Raw genomic sequence first — 17,253 nt, 5'->3', positions numbered from 1 at the left:
GGGCCGCGCCACGGGTGCCGCTACCGGTGCGCCGGCCCCCGTACCGGCGCTGGACACCGATGCCCTGATCGACGACCCGGACATCCGGATCATCGTCTGCTGCGGCTCCGGCGGCGTCGGCAAGACGACCACCGCGGCGGCCCTCGGCGTGCGGGCGGCGGAGCGCGGCCGCAAGGTCGTCGTCCTCACCATCGACCCGGCCCGCAGGCTCGCCCAGTCCATGGGCATCGATTCGCTGGACAACGTGCCGCGCCGGGTGAAGGGCATCGAGGGCGAGGGCGCGGGTGAGCTGCACGCCATGATGCTCGACATGAAGCGGACCTTCGACGAGATCGTCGAGGCGCACGCCGACGCGGAGCGGGCCCGCGCCATTCTGGAGAACCCCTTCTACCAGTCCCTGTCGGCCGGCTTCGCGGGCACGCAGGAGTACATGGCGATGGAGAAGCTCGGCCAGCTGCGGGCGCGCGACGAGTGGGACCTGATCGTCGTGGACACCCCGCCGTCGCGGTCGGCGCTGGACTTCCTGGACGCCCCGAAGCGTTTGGGCTCGTTCCTGGACGGGAAGTTCATCAAGCTGCTGATGGCCCCGGCGAAAGTGGGCGGCCGGGCCGGAATGAAGTTCCTCAACGTGGGCATGTCGATGATGACCGGGACGCTCGGCAAGCTGCTGGGCGGGCCGTTCCTGCGGGACGTCCAGACGTTCGTCGCCGCGATGGACACCATGTTCGGCGGCTTCCGTACCCGCGCCGACGCCACGTACAAACTTCTCCAGGCGCCCGGCACGGCGTTCCTCGTCGTCGCGACGCCGGAGCGGGACGCGCTGCGCGAGGCGGCGTACTTCGTGGAACGCCTGGCCGCGGAGAAGATGCCGCTGGCGGGGCTGGTGCTCAACCGGGTGCACGGCAGCGATGCCGCCCGGCTCTCCGCCGAGCAGGCCCTGGCCGCCGCAGAAAATCTTGAAACCGGTGGCATTGTGGATCAGGCGGCCGGGAAGGCTGGTCTTCGTGAGCCCGCCGACTCTCCCACGGCCGGGCACGCGCCCACCACCGACGCCGCAGGAACCGCCGCTCCCGAATCCGGTACGGACTCCGGACCCCGGGCCGACCGTACGACCACCGTCTCGACCGAAGAACTGACCGCCGGCCTGCTCCGTCTGCATGCCGAGCGGATGCAGCTGGTCGCGCGCGAGCAGAACACCCGCGACCGCTTCACCGCGCTCCACCCCGGGGTGCCCGTCACCGCCGTGGCCGCACTGCCCGGAGACGTCCACGACCTCTCGGGCCTGCGGGCCGTCGGGGACCGCCTCGCGACCGGCACCGATCCGGCCGGAGCCGCGTAGCCGCCCGTGCGTTCCGACTCGTACGTACCGTGGGGGTCGTACGCAGTCGCCGTACCGCAGGGGCTGTGCGACGCACCGCTCGTACCGCAGGGTCGTACGCGTACGTACGACGTGTGCTCCGGCGGCGCTAGCCGACGGCCGCGAACGTCTCGTGCAGCTCGCCGTTCTCCAGTCCGTTCGCCACGGGGAGCATTCCCGTGGACCGCTCGTACTCGCTGCGGGCGGTCTCCAGCAACCGGCGCCAGGACGTCACGGTCGGCCGCCTGCGCAGCAGTGCGCGGCGCTCCCGCTCCGTCATCCCACCCCACACGCCGAACTCGACGCGATGGTCCAGCGCGTCGGCCAGGCACTCGGTACGCACCGGGCATCCGGTGCACACCGCCTTGGCCCTGTTCTGCGCTGCCCCTTGTACGAACAGTTCATCCGGATCAGTAGTGCGGCAGGCTGCCTGCGCACTCCAGTCGGTTACCCAGCCCATCCCGGCGCCGTCCTCTCCCGAATCGAGGCTCCCCCACGGCGGCAGCGGCATATTCACCGCTGCCAGTTGAGGACGTTACGGAAGGTGGCGACAGCACAACACCCCCTTCGGGCCCAATCTTGAATGGCCCGAACGGACTATGCGTATGCGGCAGATCACCCAGGGGAGTGAGGGGAGGACATGCGGGACCAACCCGCCACAATCAGGACAGTCCACCAAAACCGCAACGGGCATTCGGTGACACGCGGGGCGAATTCGGGAGCGCCGGGCGCATGGCCGGATCGTGCACGGGGGTTGATACGTAACCGGACCGCTGTGACAGTCGAGAGCAGCTTAGGCCAAGGCATATCCCTGTGTCCGGCGAATGGGAACGTAGCCGCCCCGCCCCGCCATGCCACCAGGTCGGAGCCCCGGCCGCGCGCGTACACGCCGGTCCGAATGTCACGGTCCGGTACGCGAACGCTCCGAGAGGCGCCCGGTCCTACGGAACGCTCATATCTACGGATTAGGCTGCCCCCATGCCAAAGAAGCGCTCGGGCGGGGGTCTCACCACGACCCAGCAGGCCGCCAAGTTCCTCGGTGTCGCCGCACTCTCGGGAGTCGTCCTCGCGGGTATCGCGCTGCCGGCCGCCGGAGCACTGGGGCTGGCCGCCAAGGGAACGGTCGACGGGTTCGACGAGATCCCGGCCAATCTGAAGACCCCGCCGCTGAGCCAGCGCTCCAAGATCCTGGACAGCAAGGGCGGCCTGATCGCCACCGTCTACTCCCGTGACCGCACGGTCGTGCCGCTGACGAGCATCTCGCCGTACATGCAGAAGGCGATCGTCGCGATCGAGGACGCCCGCTTCTACGAGCACGGCGCCGTCGACCTCAAGGGCATCCTGCGCGCGATGAACCGCAACGTCCAGGCGGGCGGCACGGCGGAGGGCGCGTCGACGCTCACCCAGCAGTACGTGAAGAACGTCTTCGTCGAGGAGGCCGGCAACGACCCGGACAAGGTCGCCCAGGCCACCCAGCAGACGCTCGGCCGCAAGATTCAGGAACTGAAGTACGCGATCCAGGTCGAGGAAGAACTCGGCAAGAACAAGATCCTGGAGAACTACCTCAACATCACCTTCTTCGGGCAGCAGGCGTACGGCGTCGAGGCCGCCTCCCAGCGTTACTTCTCCAAGTCGGCCAAGAATCTGAACCTGGGCGAGGCCGCGCTGCTGGCCGGCATCGTGCAGTCCCCCAGCCGGTACGACCCCATCAACGACATAGAGGAAGCGACCAAGCGCCGCAACACCGTCCTCCAGCGGATGGCGGACACCGGGAAGATCTCGCGGGACGAGGCGGAGAAGGCCCAGAAGGCCCCGATCAAGCTCAAGGTCAAGCGCCCGCAGAACGGCTGCATCACCGCCGTCAGCGGCGCCGGGTTCTTCTGCGACTACGTCCAGAAGATCGTCAAGAACGACCCGGCCTTCGGCAAGACCGAGAAGGAGCGCGCCAAGCTCTGGGACACCGGCGGTCTGACCATCAAGACCACCCTGGAGCCGCGCTCGCAGGCCGCCTCCAACGAGGCCGCCACCTCGCGCGTCAACTCGGACGACAAGGTCGCCGCCGCGGTCGTCCAGGTCCAGCCGGGCACCGGCCGCATCCTGGCCATGGCCCAGTCACGGCCGTACGGTCTCGACCCGTCCAAGCACCAGACCATGCTGAACCTCTCCGTCGACCACGCGATGGGCGGCAGCTACGCCGGCTTCCAGGTCGGCTCGACGTTCAAGCCGATCACCGCGGCGGCTGCGCTGGAGAAGGGCATCAGCCCGGCGCAGAGCTTCGACACGCCCTCCTCGATAACGCTGCCCGCGGACGCCTTCCGCACCTGCGAGGGCGCCCCCGCGGACAACAAGCCGTGGGACGTGGAGAACGAGACGGAGACCGAGAAGGGCATGTTCGACATGACCAGCGCGCTGGGCAAGTCGATCAACACCTACTTCGCCAAGCTGGAGGAGAAGGCCGGCCTCTGCGAAACGCTGACCATGGCCAAGAAGGTCGGCTACACGCGCGGCGACAACAAGCCGCTGCTGCAGATTCCCACCACCACGCTCGGCAGCCAGGAGTCGACCCCGCTCGCCATGGCCGCGGTCTACGCGACCTTCGCCAACCGCGGCACGTACTGCTCGCCGGTCGCGCTCCTCTCCGTCAAGAAGGCGGACGGCTCGGCGATCGACGTGCCGAAGTCGACGTGCGACCGCGCGATGAGCGAGCACACGGCCGACACGCTCAACCAGATGCTCAAGGGCGTCGTCGAGGACGGAACCGGTACACAGGCCGGTCTCAGCGACCGCGACAACGCGGGCAAGACCGGTACGACCGACGAGCGCAAGAACGTCTGGTTCGTCGGCTACACGCCGAACCTGTCCACGGCGGTGTGGGTCGGCAGCGACGGTGCCCGCCAGGAGTCGATGACCAACATCGTCATCGGCGGCCAGTTCTACGACAAGGTCTGCGGTGGCTGTCTGCCCGGCCCGATCTGGAAGACGGCGATGACCGGCTCCCTCAGCTCCTCCGAGACTCCGTCCTTCAACGCGGTCGACGTGCCGCGGGCGAAGGAGAAGGAGAAGGAGGACAAGGGCAAGAGGGACGGCGACCGCGACCGGCGGAAGCCGGGCGACGACAAGCCCGGTGACGACAACCCGTTCCCCGGCATCAGCATCCCGCCGGGCGTCATCGGCGGACCCGGCGACGGCAACGGCCACGGACGCGGCCAGAACGACGGCGGCACGAACGGCCCGTGAGCGCAGGCCGCTCACACGCGAGGGCGGGGCGCCCCCGGACCACCGGGGGCGCCCCGCCCTCGTTCACGGCGTGGGAAGGGAGCCGCGCTCAGCCCGCGAGGAGCTTCTTCACCGCGGCGGCCACCCGGCCCCCGTCGGCACGGCCGGCGACCTTCGGGTTGACGATCTTCATGACGGCGCCCATCGCGCGCGGCCCCTCCGCCCCGGCGGCCTTCGCCTCGTCGACGGCGGAGGCCACGACCGCGTGCAGCTCGTCGTCGCTCAGCTGCTGCGGGAGGTACGCGTCGAGGATCTCGCCCTCCTTCTTCTCCCGCTCGGCCTGCTCGGTCCGGCCGCCCTTGGCGAAGGCCTCGGCGGCCTCGCGGCGCTTCTTGGCCTCCTTGGCGATCACCTTCTGCACCTCGTCGTCGGAGAGCTCGCGGGCGGACTTCCCGCCGACCTCCTCCTTGGTGATCGCGGTGAGGGTCAGCCGGAGCGTGGACGAGGTCAGCTCGTCACGCGCCTTCATGGCCGTGGTGAGGTCTTCCTGGAGCTTGGACTTGAGCGTGGTCATGAAGAGATTGTGGCAGGTGCGGGCCACCGGACGCCCTCCTGTTTTCCCGCGGCCGGGTGCCGTCTGCAACGATGGGCGCATGCGCGCACGCTACGGAGTACCCCTGAAAATCACGGCGGTCACCGCCGCGGCCGGCGCCGCCGGCCTCGTCTACGCGGCAGGATTCGAGGTCCGCTCGTTCCGCCTGCGCAGGGTCACGGTCCCGGTGCTCCCGCAGGGGGCGCGTCCGCTGCGCGTCCTGCAGATCTCCGACGTGCACATGGTCAGCGGGCAGCGCAAGAAGCGCGCCTGGCTCCAGTCGCTGGCGGGCCTGCGGCCCGACTTCGTCGTCAACACCGGCGACAACCTCTCGGACCCCGAGGCCGTACCGGAGCTGCTGGACGCGCTCGGCCCGCTGATGGAGTTCCCGGGGGTGTACGTCTTCGGCTCCAACGACTACTACGGCCCGAAGCTGCGCAACCCGGTCCGCTACCTCTTCGAGAAGGCATCGGGCAGGCACGGCCTCAACGGCAACGCCCCGGCGGTGGGCGTCGTCCACAACCCGTGGGAGCCAATGCGCGACGGCTTCGACGAGGCGGGCTGGCTCAACCTGTCCAACACGCGCGGCCGCCTCAAGGTGGACGGCCTGGAGCTGGCCTTCACCGGCCTGGACGACCCGCACATCAAGCGCGACCGCTACGCCGAGGTCGCCGGCGGCCCCGAGACGGACGCCGACCTCTCCATCGGTGTGGTCCACGCCCCGTACCTGCGCTCCCTCGACGCCTTCACGACGGACGGTTACCCCCTGATCCTCGCCGGTCACACCCACGGCGGCCAGGTCTGCATCCCCTTCTACGGCGCCCTGGTCACCAACTGCGACCTGGACACGGACCGCGTCAAGGGCCTCTCCACCCACACCGCCGCCGGCAACCGCGCCTACCTCCACGTCTCGGCCGGCTGCGGCACCAGCCGCTACGCCCCGGTCCGCGTCGCCTGCCCCCCGGAGGCCACTCTCCTCACCCTCACCCCCCGCGACGCCTGACCCGGGCGCGCCCCGACCGATCACGACAAAAACCGGATTTCGTCTCCGAGCGCCGGTGGGCTAGAGTTATCGATGTCGCCGGGAAACCGCCGACGATCGGGGTGTAGCGCAGCTTGGCAGCGCGCTTCGTTCGGGACGAAGAGGTCGTGGGTTCAAATCCCGCCACCCCGACAGTGAACAGCAGGTGAGGCGCCTACTCAATTGAGTAGGCGCCTCACCTGTTTCGTCTGCGTGTCTACCGGTTTTCGAGTGTCTACGGCCGCCGCAGATCAGCGCCGAAGATGCCGTCCATGACCACGGCGCCGGTCTGGATCACGGGCCGGGATCTGCTTCCGGCAGACCTCCTTGGTCACGGCCGTCCTGGAGTGCCCGACGAGCCGGGAGATCACTTCCAGCGGGACACCGCGGTCGGACAGCAGGGACACGGAGCAGTGGCTTGTGTCCGCAGAGGCCGTGTGCGGTCGGGTGCGTGTTGCCATTGAGCAGGTCCGCTGCCGGCGCCGCGTTCGCGCCGATGACAGCGGCTTGTGTTGCATTCCGCACCCGCTGATGTGACACAGATCACCGCAAGGGTCCTGATAGCGGAAGGTGAGGCCGAGTATGTCCGCTGTGGCAGGGTCGGGGCCATGCCTTTTGATCACAACGACCACTATCACCGTCTGCTGTTGCGCCAGGTGCCGCGGAACTGCGGTGCGGCACTGGATGTGGGGTGCGGGACCGGCCAGTTCGCGCGTCGGCTCGCTCACCTGAGCATAGAGGTCGATGCGATCGATCCGTCGGAGGAGGCCATCGCGGAGGCTCGCGCGCTGTCCGGCCGGATGACTGGTGACCGGAGTCCGCGCTTCCAGCACGCGGACGTGACTGGAGTCGAACTTCCCAAGGCGCACTACGACTTCATCTCGTGCCTGGCCAGTATTCACCACATGCCGTTCGACACCGTCGCCGCATTGCGTGACGCGCTTGCGCCCGGCGGGGTCCTCGTGATCTTGGGGTGCTATCCGGAGAGGACCCGGCTCGACTGGGCTTGGAGCCTGGCAGCTGTGCCCGTCAACGCCGTCGCCAGGCTGGCTGTCGCCGTGAGGGACAAACTCCGCTCTGTCTCTGCTGCGACTCGTCGGGAAGGGGTGAAGGCGCCGGTGAGACAGCCGGCCATGCCCCTGGCCGAGATCCGCCGGGAATCCGCAGTGCTGCTGCCCGGATGCAACATCCGCAGGCTCCTCTTCTGGCGTTATCTGCTCGTCTTTCGCAACCACGGCTGACGGGACCACGTGTCTCCCCTCTGCTCCGCCCCGCATCAACCGCAGGTCCCCGTCACCGTGGTCCGCGGAGAGGGAAGGCGGCTGACTCGGTTTGTCCCTGCAGCGGTTTGACGGAGCCGAACGCGCAGCAGAACAAGCACGCAGAATCACGGCAACCAGAGGACCGGACAGGTCAACCAGCACCTGACTCCCACTGAGTTACAACCTTCTCTACGGGTTCAAGGCCCGCGCACGGCGCGGGCGCGCGCCGCCTCTACGGCGCGGCCCGCCTCCTGTCTTCGCCCCGGCTGGCCGCGCCCGGCGGCGCGCTCGGCGGCTGCGGGCATGAAGTGGGGAGACACCCTCTGCGGCTGGGGCGGTCGGCTCCACGGCTTTAGGCAGCCACTTTGGGGCGAGCCTCTAAGATCTTGGCCCCAACGTCGTGCTTTAACGGGCAGGTCCACAGACTGCCCGACTCGCCATCAGCTTACGGGGCCAAGATCACTCGCCCCAAAGCAGCTCCAGCCCAAAGCCGCTCCACCGACCTTCTGCTTCAGCTAACCGCTGCTTCCGCAAGGAGCCTCATAGGACTGCCGCGATTGCATCGACCACAGCTTCCAAAAAGTCAACGCTATCGCGTACCATTTTCTCACCTATCGGATAACGCGAGCGCGGCGGTGTGGGATCAGTGTCAGCCTCGTGAGCTATTTTATTGCGTCGATCAGCGATCAGCTTCAATTGACGCTTAACGTCCTCGGGCCTAAGCCCTAGATGTTTTGCCACTTCCGCCCAGAGTGACACGTCACTCACTAGGCGAAAGGCGTCAGCCACTTTATCCGGCTGCTGGAAGCTGAGGTAGCCATGCTGTTCGCGGATTTCTTGCTCAAGCCAACCCACCCCTCCCGATTTCAGCGCTAAATTCACAGCCGCTAAACTGACTCGGAATCTGTCAAACCCTTTAGTGCGGTCACTTTGACCCGACTGTATAGCGATCATCCGTGCACGGACTTCTTCATGCACGAAGTGGTCGAATGCACTCACTCCCTGCACCAGTGCAGACCGCAAGAGATCATCAGTATTAATCACCGACGTCAGTTGAGCCCGGAGCGCAGAGGCAGTCGAAATCAAATCACGCGCATACGTGATATTTTGCTTGAAGAGCTGCACCTCGGAGGCAGGCACGCAAACCTCACCTCTTCGCGTCTTCGATCAAAGACTCCACTCGGCTTGCGAGTGCACTGAAGTCATCATGGAACGAGTCACGAGACGCGACGAAGTTATCCAGCACATCCCCTGCGGCGCTCAACTGCTCTTCTGTCAGGGAGAATACAGGCGTGGCATGCTCCTGCGAGCGGGAAATCAAGCTATTGAAGTCAGCAATCAAGGCAAGATTCAACCCCGCATTAATACCGTTTTCTTCGTATACCCTGTTCGGCAAGAGCAGGTCTTCCACCTCCAGCGCGGGACGCAACCTAGTCTCTACAGCGATGTCAATCTGGTCGATCCAGCGCTGAAAGGCGGATGCCGCTCGTCCCTTCCGAGGTCGGTACTTCTGAATTACGGTACCCAGAATCTTGAGCTTGGGCTCAGGGAATGGGTACGCGGCATCCTTCAACACTGGCAACCTGCTCGCCTGATCAGCCCACACCTTCCAGCGGGGAAGGATGCGCGCGAGTGAGTCGATGGCCATGACCGAGAAAATGTCTGGAGAAGTCGGAAGGACCATGTAGTCACTGATCGAGACAAGGTTCTGATTGATCGCGCCCAGCCCTGGACTCATATCGATCAAGATATAGTCGGCCTGGATCGATTTGCCGGTTGCCTCAAGTAGAAAGTCAAAGCTACCAGGAAGGTTCTGCAACGCTTGGATAGCAGCGGACAGTTCCTGTGCGATTCCCAAGGTCACTTCGAGTTCAGCCAGACGCAAGTCCCCAGCCAGGAGATGCAAGCCGGGACGCGCCTCTACGGTGACCGTTTCAACTGCCTCGATAGATCGCGGCTGGGCTTCAAAGGCTGGAAGCAGGCCCGAACGAAGGGTGTTCCTCCCCTGCGTCTCATAGAAATTTTCCAATTCATCGGCGCCCTGAAATCCGAGCACCATTCCGGTCAGATTGCACTGAGGGTCGGAATCAACCATCAGAACTTTCTTTCCTTGCTCCGCCAGCATCCACCCGAGGTTGAACACAGTGGTGGTCTTGCTCACGCCACCCTTGTGATTGAAAAGCGCGATCTTCTGCATTGCACAGGCCCTTCCCACGAAGTCGAGAGATCGTATCGCGATTCGCCGTACCAGAGGGAGAGTTGAGGAGGAGGGCTCCGCAATCACAGCCGGACTAAGGGCTGTCCCGCAATGGTCTGGAGGCCCGAGTCGGGGCTCGAAAAGATGTGATGCCCTGCACGCAGTGTGTGTACGGTGCCGGAGTGATCGACTTTGATGGCGCTCGGTTGGGTGCGGAGGCCGCGCGGCGGTTGGCGGAGGCGGACTGCTGTGAGATAGCTCCAGGGCTCACGGAGGAAGAGTTCAGCCGGATCGAGGCGACCTATGAGCTTGAGTTCTCCCCGGAGCATCGTGCCTTCCTGGCGGCAGGGCTGCCGGTCGCTTCACCTCCAGAGGAAGGCGCGACGTGGCAGCAGCCCTGGCCCGACTGGCGTCACGCTGATGAAGACGACCTGCGCCATCGGCTGGAGTGGCCGGTACGCGAAGTGCTGGGCGACGTCGCTCATGGCAGCTGGCATCCAGCCCTGGGAGCGCGTCCCACCTCCAAGGAAGAGGCCCTGGAGGTAGCCCGAGCGGTACTTGCACGAGCGCCACGGCTCGTTCCCATCTACGCGCACCGCTTCATACCCGCAGGTCGTGACATTCCGGGACATCCGGTCCTATCGGTGTGGGGGACCGACATCATCTGCTACGGCCACGATCTGGCCGACTACATCGACCGCGAGTTCGGCGAGGTCGACGAGGACGCGCCCTGGGCTCCGCAGGCGTCCGTGCCGTTCTGGAAGGACTTCCTCGGCTGAGATTGCCCCGGCTGCTGCCGATGTAAATGATCTCTGTCGTGCCTGGTGTGATCACGGCCTCGGAGCCGTCCTGGATAGTCCCGTTCACCGGTGTGGCTCCGCGCCAGTTCAACCGGGTGGTGCGTGCGCTGCGGCGCGAAGGCGCCGACATCGCTCGGCGCGGCCGGCCGTGGGGGATTCCGCTGGAAGACCGGTTGCTTCTGGTGGCCGCGTACTGGCGCACCGACCTGACACTGCGCCAGCTCGCACCGCTCTTCGGTGTCTCGAAGTCCGCGGCCGGCCGCATCGTCGGCCACCTCGGCCCCCGGCTCGCGCTTAAGCCCTGCAGACGGTTCCGCAACGACACCGTGCTCATCGGGGACGGAACTCTGGTCCCCACCCGCGATCACACGGTGGCTGAGCGGTCCAAGAACTACCGGTACTCCACCAATCACCAGGTCGTCATCGACGCCGACATCCGGCGCGTCGTCGTGGTCGGCCGCCCGTTGCCCGGCAACCGCAACGACTGCAAGGCGTGGGCACTGTCCGGAGCCGAGGAGGCCGTCGGCCGCACCACCGTCATCGCCGACGGCGGCTACCGGGGCACCGGCCTGGTGATCCCGCACCGTCGCGAGCGCGGGCAGAGCGAACTGCCGGCCTGGAAGGAAAAACACAACACTTCTCACCGTCAGGTCCGCGCCCGTGTCGAGCACGCCTTCGCCCGCATGAAGACCTGGAAGATCCTCCGAGACTGCCGGTTGAAGGGCGACGGCGTCCATCACGCGATGAGCGGCATCGCCCGCCTGCACAACCTCGCACTCGGCCGATAGGCGAGCCGAGCGGACAGCAGCCGATCACGGCCCTGCTGACTCGAAGATTTTTGCGGGACAGCCCTTAGGCCTGTTGTACATAAGCCCGGGAGACGCGGTGGTTGATCCGCAGCCCACACCATCGGAGGGACCTAGTTCAGCCACGCACACGAGCGCCCTCCCGGGCCGTCCTAGGGCCGTGGAAGGGCGCTCAGCGTTGACCAACGTCGACAGCTACCGACAGCTCAGCAGCAGGTCAGGGCGTTGATCGATAAGGAGGCCGCAGGTCACGGCCGTCGGTGATCAGGTGTGGCTGTTCTGAGGCGTGAGCGTGTGCGGCCAAGTCCTGGCCAGATCGCCCCCTTGTGTGCCCTTCGTGTGCGTGTCACACAGTTCAGAGGCGGGGACCAGGGGGAGGGGGACACTGCATGTCGGTGTTGGGCGGCTATTCGGTGGGGCCGTCGGACTGGGCCGTTGAGCGTTTTGGGCGGCATGCCGGCGCGGTGGCTGCTGCCGTTCCGGTGCAGCTGGCCAAGGCACACGCGAAGGCTCATGCCGCGCACCTTGCCGCGGGGCTCAAGAAGCGGAGTCCGTACGGTGTCGCTCTGGCGGGTCTCGTCCGCGAGCACCTGGCGGAGACGGCTCGGGAGCTGGGGGAAGCCGTGCGAGACGTGCGAGGCTACGAGTACGCGGTAATCAACGATCACGCCCTCTTTCCCTACCGGTACGCGGACAGGCCCAGGCCGCTGGATCGGGCCCGGCTGCCGGCCAATGCATCTCCCACTCGGCAGCGGCTGTTTCGGGCGCACGGGCCGCAGTCTCCAGAGGGGCTGTTCGAGGTCGACGACGACCTGGTGACCGAGGAGTACCTGGGGCTGCACGAAGTGTTCGAGGAGCTGGGAGCTTCCACCAGGCTCGTCTGCGTGTTCTTCACGGCCGACGCCGAGAACGGCATCCATGCCATTCACTGGGGCGACGCCCATCTAGAGCCCGACCGCACCTTCACATGGCCGTACAAGGAACAGCTCCCGGTCGCTCCAGCGCAGATGGAATGACGGCCGTGGCGCTGCCACCTGGGCACCTGCGGCGACGGCTGACCGAGTCCTGGGCCGTCCCTGGGCCGTCCGAGGTCGACCAACGCTGACAGTCAGCACCCACGGGTGACCACCCCCACCCCGCACTGGCCTGGGCTCCCGGCTTCGATCTGCGACACTGGGAAGGCCATGCCTAAGCCCGGAGAACTGAGCTCAGACTCCTGATCCCGTGCTCCGGTGAGTGTCTAACTGCGTGACAACGCCGGCGAACAGCGGCGGACAGCCGCGGACGTCTACGGACCGTCAGCGCGGGTGAGCGCCGCACCGGCCCAAGGCGGCGCCCCCGCCCAAGTTGCTTCGGGACGAAGAGGTCGTGGGTTCGCATCCCGCCACCCCGACAGCCGAAACAACAGGTCAAGGGCCTGATCCGCATCGCGGATCAGGCCCTTCCTGCGTCTCTGGTGACCGTTCGGGAGAAACCCGGGAGAAGGTCTCGGGCGGCCTCTCCCGGCACGAGGCGGATGAGCAGGTGCGGCACCCCTCGCACCTGACGGCGCCCACCGACACGTTTCGCGACCTCCAGGACCGTGTCCCTCTGCCCCAGCCGCGAAGCAGGCGGCACGAGCCCGTTCCGCTCAAGGGAGGATCCTCGCGGGCCGGTAGCCGCCTTCCGCTGATGATGTCGGGAACGGGTTCGACGCACGCGTCGCCGCCGAATCACTCGCAGGTGGTGCAGGAAATCCGCCTGCTGGCGATCGGGTGGTCCTGCTCACCGAACAGGTTGACCGCCGGCACGGTCAGGCCCGTCTCCTCTGGGATTCCACAGATGGCTGCCTCCTCCAGCCGGGCTCTTATCCCCGCAGGGCCGAGCCACTTGCTAACGTCGGTCACTCGCCAAGGGAGGTCCCGTGCCGTCTTCCGCATCAGCTACTCCCGCTTTCAACTTGAGAGTTGAGCCGACTGACGTCGTCCTCGACGAGGTCGAGCGGATGCTTCAGACCCGGCTGGATCGCGCCACCCTCATTCGGAAGCGCAGGTCCCTCGGCGCCAAGACGGACCGCGGCACGTGGGTACGGGTCGAGCGGCGCCGGTTCGAGAAGGTCGGGAACCAGGGCTGGAACGGCACAGAATGCGCCGCTCTGCTGCATGGTGTCGCGAAGCCGCAGTGGCGGCGGGGCGCAGCGTGGATGCGGCAGGACGAGCGAGTGATGTGGCGTGCCGACGAGACCGATCTGCTGCCCGGTGCGCCCATCGGCAACAGCGTGCTGGTGGTTGATCCACACTTGCCGATGGAGTGGTGGGAGGCGCTGAACCGCTCTCTGGATGCCCTTGCCGCACAGAGCACGAGCCGTGTTGCGACTCCCGACACCGTGACGATCACGCAGAGCGGTGTCGCAGAGGCGGTGCGCCGGTTCCTCCCAGCCGGCCTCGACGTCGAGGTACGACAGTGGCAGCCGGCGCATGCCGATCTGAACTGGGCGAACATGACCGGGCCGGAGTTCTCCCTGTTCGACTGGGAGGACTGGGGTTTGGCCCCGCGCGGGCTGGATGCCGCGTCGTTGTGGGGCAACTCGCTTGCCGTCCCGGATCTCGCCGAGCGCGTACGCCACGAGCGGCGGCACGATCTGGAGAGCCGGGACGGCAAGCTGATGACCCTGTTCGTCTGCGCGAAGATCCTCGCTCCGGACGCGCACCCCGAAGACCCGCGCCTCGAACCCGCCCGCCGGATGGCGGAGCAGGTCGCGGCGGACCTTCAGTCCGCCTGACTGCTGGCCCGATCCCGAAGGAGCCGCTGGTACGTCCGCAGCTTTCCGGCGTCGGGCTCGAACCGGAGCGCGCTGATCAGTTCCTGAAGGTGGGCTGGATTGTCCGTACCGACGGCGATCCTTCCCACTTCCGGAAGCAGGAATGCGGCTCGAAACGCAGCTTGGAGGGCAGAGGGGACGTCGTCCGCATCTTCGATGAAGACGCGAGGGTCCAACTGTCCCCACACGGGGTCGGCCACGTCGCCCCCGAAGGGGCTCATCCCCCAGACGTGCTCGGGCGCGACGCCCCACTGGGCTGTCAGTGTTTCGGAGGCGTCGAGGACATCGATGCCGACGAGGAGACCGGCGCGGACCATGAGTACGGCGGGTCTGGGCAGGCCGGCGTCGACGAGGCCAGGCAGGGCACGCGGATCCCAGGTGGAAACGCCCCAAGCACCGCACAACCCCTCCTCTACGGCTGTTGCCACGGTGGCGCATGCCCGGCCGAGAGTGTGCTCGAGAGCGGACTCGGCCTGGGGAGTGGGTATCGAGAGCCGGGGTCAATCCTCGCGGTGCTGAGCGAACACCTGCTGCTGTTCGTCCCACCAGTTCCAGTCGGCCTGCCGCGAGAAGGGCAGGCTTCGGGCGAGGGCCGAGAACTGATCGGACGGCTCCCTGGTGGCCTTGTTCACGACGATCGCCGAAAGCATCGGGGCTCGTCCGTCCTCGTTGCGGTAGAGGCAGACATCCTTGAGCAGGAATGTCATGACTCCGCGGTGGGGAGGGATGGAGTCGAAGCCCAGTTCCTTCAGTTCGGCGCTCAGCTCCCCGTAGGTGATGGTTTGCCCCTGTCGGGCCACATCCGCAGGATCTCTACGGCCGCTTCGATCGCCGCCGGGTACTCCGGGTCCTTGGTCCTCATTCCCCCCTCCCCCATCGCATGAACACGGCACAGCTTGCGCATCGTAGCGAGCAGGTACCGCCCCCTACTGCCGAAGCGGAGGAAGAGGTCACACCAGAACCGAGCGGGGAATCAAGGCGTCGGCCTGTCAGGGCCGCGCCACAGCGGGTCGAGTCAACGATCGGGCCATGATGAGCCGCAGGATGAGCGTCTGACTGTGTGCCGACGCCGACGCGCGCCGGCGAACGAGCGCGGCCCTGGGCACCCATGGGGAAGCAGTACACATGACGGTACGGGCAGCCTCGCCCCTCGGTGCTCTCGCACGAGAGCCCTTCCGCTTGACGACGCTCGGGGCTGCGCAGCGCGCGCCGGTGGCGCAGGGCTCGCTCTCCTGTGAAGCGATGAGCAGATTGGCGTAAAACCTTAAGTTCAGCGGGAGTTGTGGGTTTATCTACGCGCGGAGCTACGGTTACCGACCGATCATTCGGGCAATTCCGGCGGGTTCTCTCCGAGCTATTACCGACTGGTACCGCGAGCTGCTACAACAGGGGACGCTCACTCAACCCCCCACCCACCCCCCACAGTTCGGAGGGCTGACAGCCGTGTCAGTACGGAGATTCTGGGCGTCCGCATCCACTCTGCTTCTCGCCGCCACTGCCGCTCTGGGCTTCGCCCAGCCGGCTTCGGCGGCTTCCCCGGCCGCCGCCGGCGGGTACGTCGCCCTGGGCGACTCGTACTCGTCCGGTGTCGGCGCGGGGAGCTATCTGTCCGACAGCGGTGACTGCCGGCGGAGCACCAAGGCCTACCCCTACCTCTGGGCCGCGGCGAACTCCCCGTCGTCATTCGCCTTCGTCGCCTGTTCGGGCACCACCACGAGCACCGTGGCCAGCGGCCAGCTCGGGGCGCTCAGTTCGTCCACCTCGCTGGTGAGCGTCACCGCGGGCGGCAACGATGTCGGGTTCGCCGACGTGATGCAGGACTGCGTGCTGTCCGGCGAGTCCGCCTGCATCTCGGCCGTGAACACGGCCGTCGGGAAGATGAACAACACCCTGCCGTCCCGGCTGAGTTCGCTGTACTCCTCCATCCACTCCAAGGCTCCGCAGGCCCGCGTCGTAGTGCTGGGCTACCCGCGCTTCTACAAGATCGGCGGCAGCTGCCTCGTCGGCCTGTCCGACAAGGCGCGTACGGCCATCAACAACGCCTCCGACGTACTGAACGGCGTCATCGCCAAGCAGGCGGCAAACTCCGGATTCACCTTCTCCGGGGTCGCCGACGAGTTCACCGGGCACGAACTGTGCTCCGGCGACCCGTGGCTGCACAGCGTCTCGATCCCCGTCTACAACTCGTACCACCCGAAGGCCGCGGGGCAGTCGGGCGGCTACCTGCCCGCGTTCCGCTCCGCGGCGTAGGCGGTACGGGAAGGAAGCAGCGGCGCGGCGGTGTCCCGGTTCCCCGGGGCGTCGCCGCGCCGTTCGTCATGCCGGGCGGGACGCCTTGACCGAGTACATCAACGGAATGCGCGGGCGGTCCGGCGGAAAGCGGAAGAAGTCGTCCGTGCCACGTTTCAGGACGGGGAATCGCGCGAAGAGCGAGACGTCGTGCTCGTGGAGGAACTCGATGCGCAGGCCCGCCGCAGCCAGGGCGGACACCACGCTGCCGATCGGATGCTGCCACTCGACGCTGCGGTTGTGGACCGTCGGGGCATCGAAGTCCGCGTACGTACCCGGCGTCTCGTCCACCCATGCCTCGCGGCTGAAGTAGTCGTGCACGATCCGCGAGCCCGACTCGTCGTCGAGGCAGTCCGTGAGCGGATGGAACTCCGCGAGGTAGAGGAAGCCGCCCGGCGCCACCAGCGAGGCGGCCGTCTCCGCCCAGCGTTCGATGTCGGGCAGCCAGTTCAAAGCGCCGACGCCCGTGTACACGATGTCGTACGACGAGTCCGGTACGGCCTGGGCCGCGTCGTACACGTCGGCGGCGACGAAGGCCGCCCGGTCGGGGCCCAGCCCCACGTCCAGGGCGAGGGCGCGCGCCGTCTCGACGGCCGGTTCGGAGAAGTCGAGACCGACGACCTGGGCGGCGCCGTGCCGCGCCCAGGAGATCGTGTCGAGTCCGATGTGGCACTGCAGGTGCAGCAGCGTCCGGCCGGTGACGTCGCCGACCTCGTCCACCTCGAAGGGCCTCAGCGCGTCCTTGCCCTCACGGAAGGAGCCGAGGTCGTAGAAGTCACTGCCAGCGTGGATGGGCACACGCTCATCCCACATCCTGCGGTTGGCTTCGCGCCAGTCGGGCGGTATCGGAGGGGTGGACATGTGCGCGAGGTTATCCACAGGCTGCGGACGAAGCGAACGGATTGTCGGCGCG

The 17,253-nt window shown here is 66.9% G+C and carries 16 protein-coding genes and 1 tRNA gene; 10 read left to right on the top strand and 7 right to left on the bottom strand.

What is annotated here, in order from left to right:
• Positions 1 to 49: 49 nt before the first annotated feature.
• Positions 50 to 1,339, top strand: a complete 1,290-nt coding sequence (locus MHW47_RS10270) for an ArsA family ATPase (RefSeq protein WP_239222362.1) — start codon at positions 50 to 52, stop codon at positions 1,337 to 1,339.
• A gap of 127 nt (positions 1,340 to 1,466) precedes the next feature.
• Here MHW47_RS10270 and MHW47_RS10265 read toward each other — a convergent pair whose 3' ends face one another.
• Positions 1,467 to 1,817 carry a WhiB family transcriptional regulator gene (locus MHW47_RS10265; protein WP_199563912.1) on the bottom strand — a complete coding sequence of 117 codons (351 nt, stop codon included), beginning with the start codon at positions 1,815 to 1,817 and terminating at the stop codon, positions 1,467 to 1,469.
• Between the two features lie 518 nt (positions 1,818 to 2,335).
• Between MHW47_RS10265 and MHW47_RS10260 the strand changes: the two genes are divergently transcribed.
• Positions 2,336 to 4,594 (top strand): transglycosylase domain-containing protein, encoded by a 2,259-nt coding sequence (locus MHW47_RS10260; protein ID WP_239222360.1) that lies wholly within the window; start codon positions 2,336 to 2,338, stop codon positions 4,592 to 4,594.
• 88 nt (positions 4,595 to 4,682) lie between these two features.
• On the opposite strand, the gene MHW47_RS10255 is transcribed toward MHW47_RS10260, so the two are convergent.
• Positions 4,683 to 5,147 carry a GatB/YqeY domain-containing protein gene (locus MHW47_RS10255; RefSeq protein ID WP_239222359.1) on the bottom strand — a complete coding sequence of 155 codons (465 nt, stop codon included), beginning with the start codon at positions 5,145 to 5,147 and terminating at the stop codon, positions 4,683 to 4,685.
• Positions 5,148 to 5,226: 79 nt separating this feature from the next.
• Here MHW47_RS10255 and MHW47_RS10250 point away from each other — a divergent pair, with 79 nt between their 5' ends.
• The 3 genes from MHW47_RS10250 to MHW47_RS10235 all read left to right on the top strand — a co-directional run bounded on the left by MHW47_RS10250 (position 5,227) and on the right by MHW47_RS10235 (position 7,427).
• Positions 5,227 to 6,168 carry a metallophosphoesterase gene (locus MHW47_RS10250; RefSeq protein ID WP_239222358.1) on the top strand — a complete coding sequence of 314 codons (942 nt, stop codon included), beginning with the start codon at positions 5,227 to 5,229 and terminating at the stop codon, positions 6,166 to 6,168.
• Between the two features lie 97 nt (positions 6,169 to 6,265).
• Positions 6,266 to 6,339, top strand: a tRNA-Pro gene (locus MHW47_RS10245).
• 455 nt (positions 6,340 to 6,794) lie between these two features.
• On the top strand, positions 6,795 to 7,427 hold the full coding sequence (locus tag MHW47_RS10235; RefSeq protein WP_239222357.1) for a bifunctional 2-polyprenyl-6-hydroxyphenol methylase/3-demethylubiquinol 3-O-methyltransferase UbiG: 633 nt from the start codon (positions 6,795 to 6,797) through the stop codon (positions 7,425 to 7,427).
• A 561-nt stretch (positions 7,428 to 7,988) separates the two neighbouring features.
• Here the strand turns inward: MHW47_RS10235 and MHW47_RS10230 are convergent.
• The gene (locus MHW47_RS10230) at positions 7,989 to 8,588 is read right to left on the bottom strand and encodes a HEPN domain-containing protein (protein ID WP_239222356.1); all 600 of its coding nucleotides are present in this window, start codon (positions 8,586 to 8,588) and stop codon (positions 7,989 to 7,991) included.
• A gap of 7 nt (positions 8,589 to 8,595) precedes the next feature.
• Positions 8,596 to 9,645 (bottom strand): ParA family protein, encoded by a 1,050-nt coding sequence (locus MHW47_RS10225; protein WP_239222355.1) that lies wholly within the window; start codon positions 9,643 to 9,645, stop codon positions 8,596 to 8,598.
• Between the two features lie 182 nt (positions 9,646 to 9,827).
• Between MHW47_RS10225 and MHW47_RS10220 the strand changes: the two genes are divergently transcribed.
• From MHW47_RS10220 to MHW47_RS10205, 4 genes are all read left to right on the top strand, one after another.
• The gene (locus tag MHW47_RS10220) at positions 9,828 to 10,424 is read left to right on the top strand and encodes a hypothetical protein (RefSeq protein WP_239222354.1); all 597 of its coding nucleotides are present in this window, start codon (positions 9,828 to 9,830) and stop codon (positions 10,422 to 10,424) included.
• 38 nt (positions 10,425 to 10,462) lie between these two features.
• Complete coding sequence (locus tag MHW47_RS10215; RefSeq protein ID WP_239222353.1) at positions 10,463 to 11,233, top strand: transposase; 771 nt, start codon at positions 10,463 to 10,465, stop codon at positions 11,231 to 11,233.
• 407 nt (positions 11,234 to 11,640) lie between these two features.
• Positions 11,641 to 12,267, top strand: coding sequence for a hypothetical protein (locus MHW47_RS10210; RefSeq protein ID WP_239222352.1), 627 nt, complete (start codon positions 11,641 to 11,643; stop codon positions 12,265 to 12,267).
• A gap of 887 nt (positions 12,268 to 13,154) precedes the next feature.
• The gene (locus tag MHW47_RS10205) at positions 13,155 to 14,012 is read left to right on the top strand and encodes a hypothetical protein (protein ID WP_239222351.1); all 858 of its coding nucleotides are present in this window, start codon (positions 13,155 to 13,157) and stop codon (positions 14,010 to 14,012) included.
• Here the strand turns inward: MHW47_RS10205 and MHW47_RS10200 are convergent.
• Both MHW47_RS10200 and MHW47_RS10195 read right to left on the bottom strand, forming a co-directional pair.
• On the bottom strand, positions 14,000 to 14,479 hold the full coding sequence (locus tag MHW47_RS10200; RefSeq protein ID WP_239222350.1) for an aldo/keto reductase: 480 nt from the start codon (positions 14,477 to 14,479) through the stop codon (positions 14,000 to 14,002). The two genes, MHW47_RS10205 and MHW47_RS10200, sit on opposite strands and share 13 nt — an antisense overlap.
• Positions 14,480 to 14,551: 72 nt before the next feature.
• Positions 14,552 to 14,851, bottom strand: coding sequence for a hypothetical protein (locus MHW47_RS10195; protein ID WP_239222349.1), 300 nt, complete (start codon positions 14,849 to 14,851; stop codon positions 14,552 to 14,554).
• Between the two features lie 643 nt (positions 14,852 to 15,494).
• Between MHW47_RS10195 and MHW47_RS10190 the strand changes: the two genes are divergently transcribed.
• Positions 15,495 to 16,301, top strand: a complete 807-nt coding sequence (locus MHW47_RS10190; RefSeq protein WP_239222348.1) for an SGNH/GDSL hydrolase family protein — start codon at positions 15,495 to 15,497, stop codon at positions 16,299 to 16,301.
• Between the two features lie 66 nt (positions 16,302 to 16,367).
• On the opposite strand, the gene MHW47_RS10185 is transcribed toward MHW47_RS10190, so the two are convergent.
• Positions 16,368 to 17,201: a bifunctional 2-polyprenyl-6-hydroxyphenol methylase/3-demethylubiquinol 3-O-methyltransferase UbiG gene (locus MHW47_RS10185; RefSeq protein ID WP_239222347.1), complete on the bottom strand. Its 834-nt coding sequence runs from the start codon at positions 17,199 to 17,201 to the stop codon at positions 16,368 to 16,370.
• Between the last annotated feature and the right edge of the window lie 52 nt (positions 17,202 to 17,253).

This window comes from Streptomyces sp. OfavH-34-F, assembly GCF_022347745.1.
Classification (GTDB): Bacteria; Actinomycetota; Actinomycetes; order Streptomycetales; family Streptomycetaceae; genus Streptomyces.
Note: the sequence above shows the minus strand (reverse complement) of the source record. Positions and strands in the feature narration are given on the sequence as shown.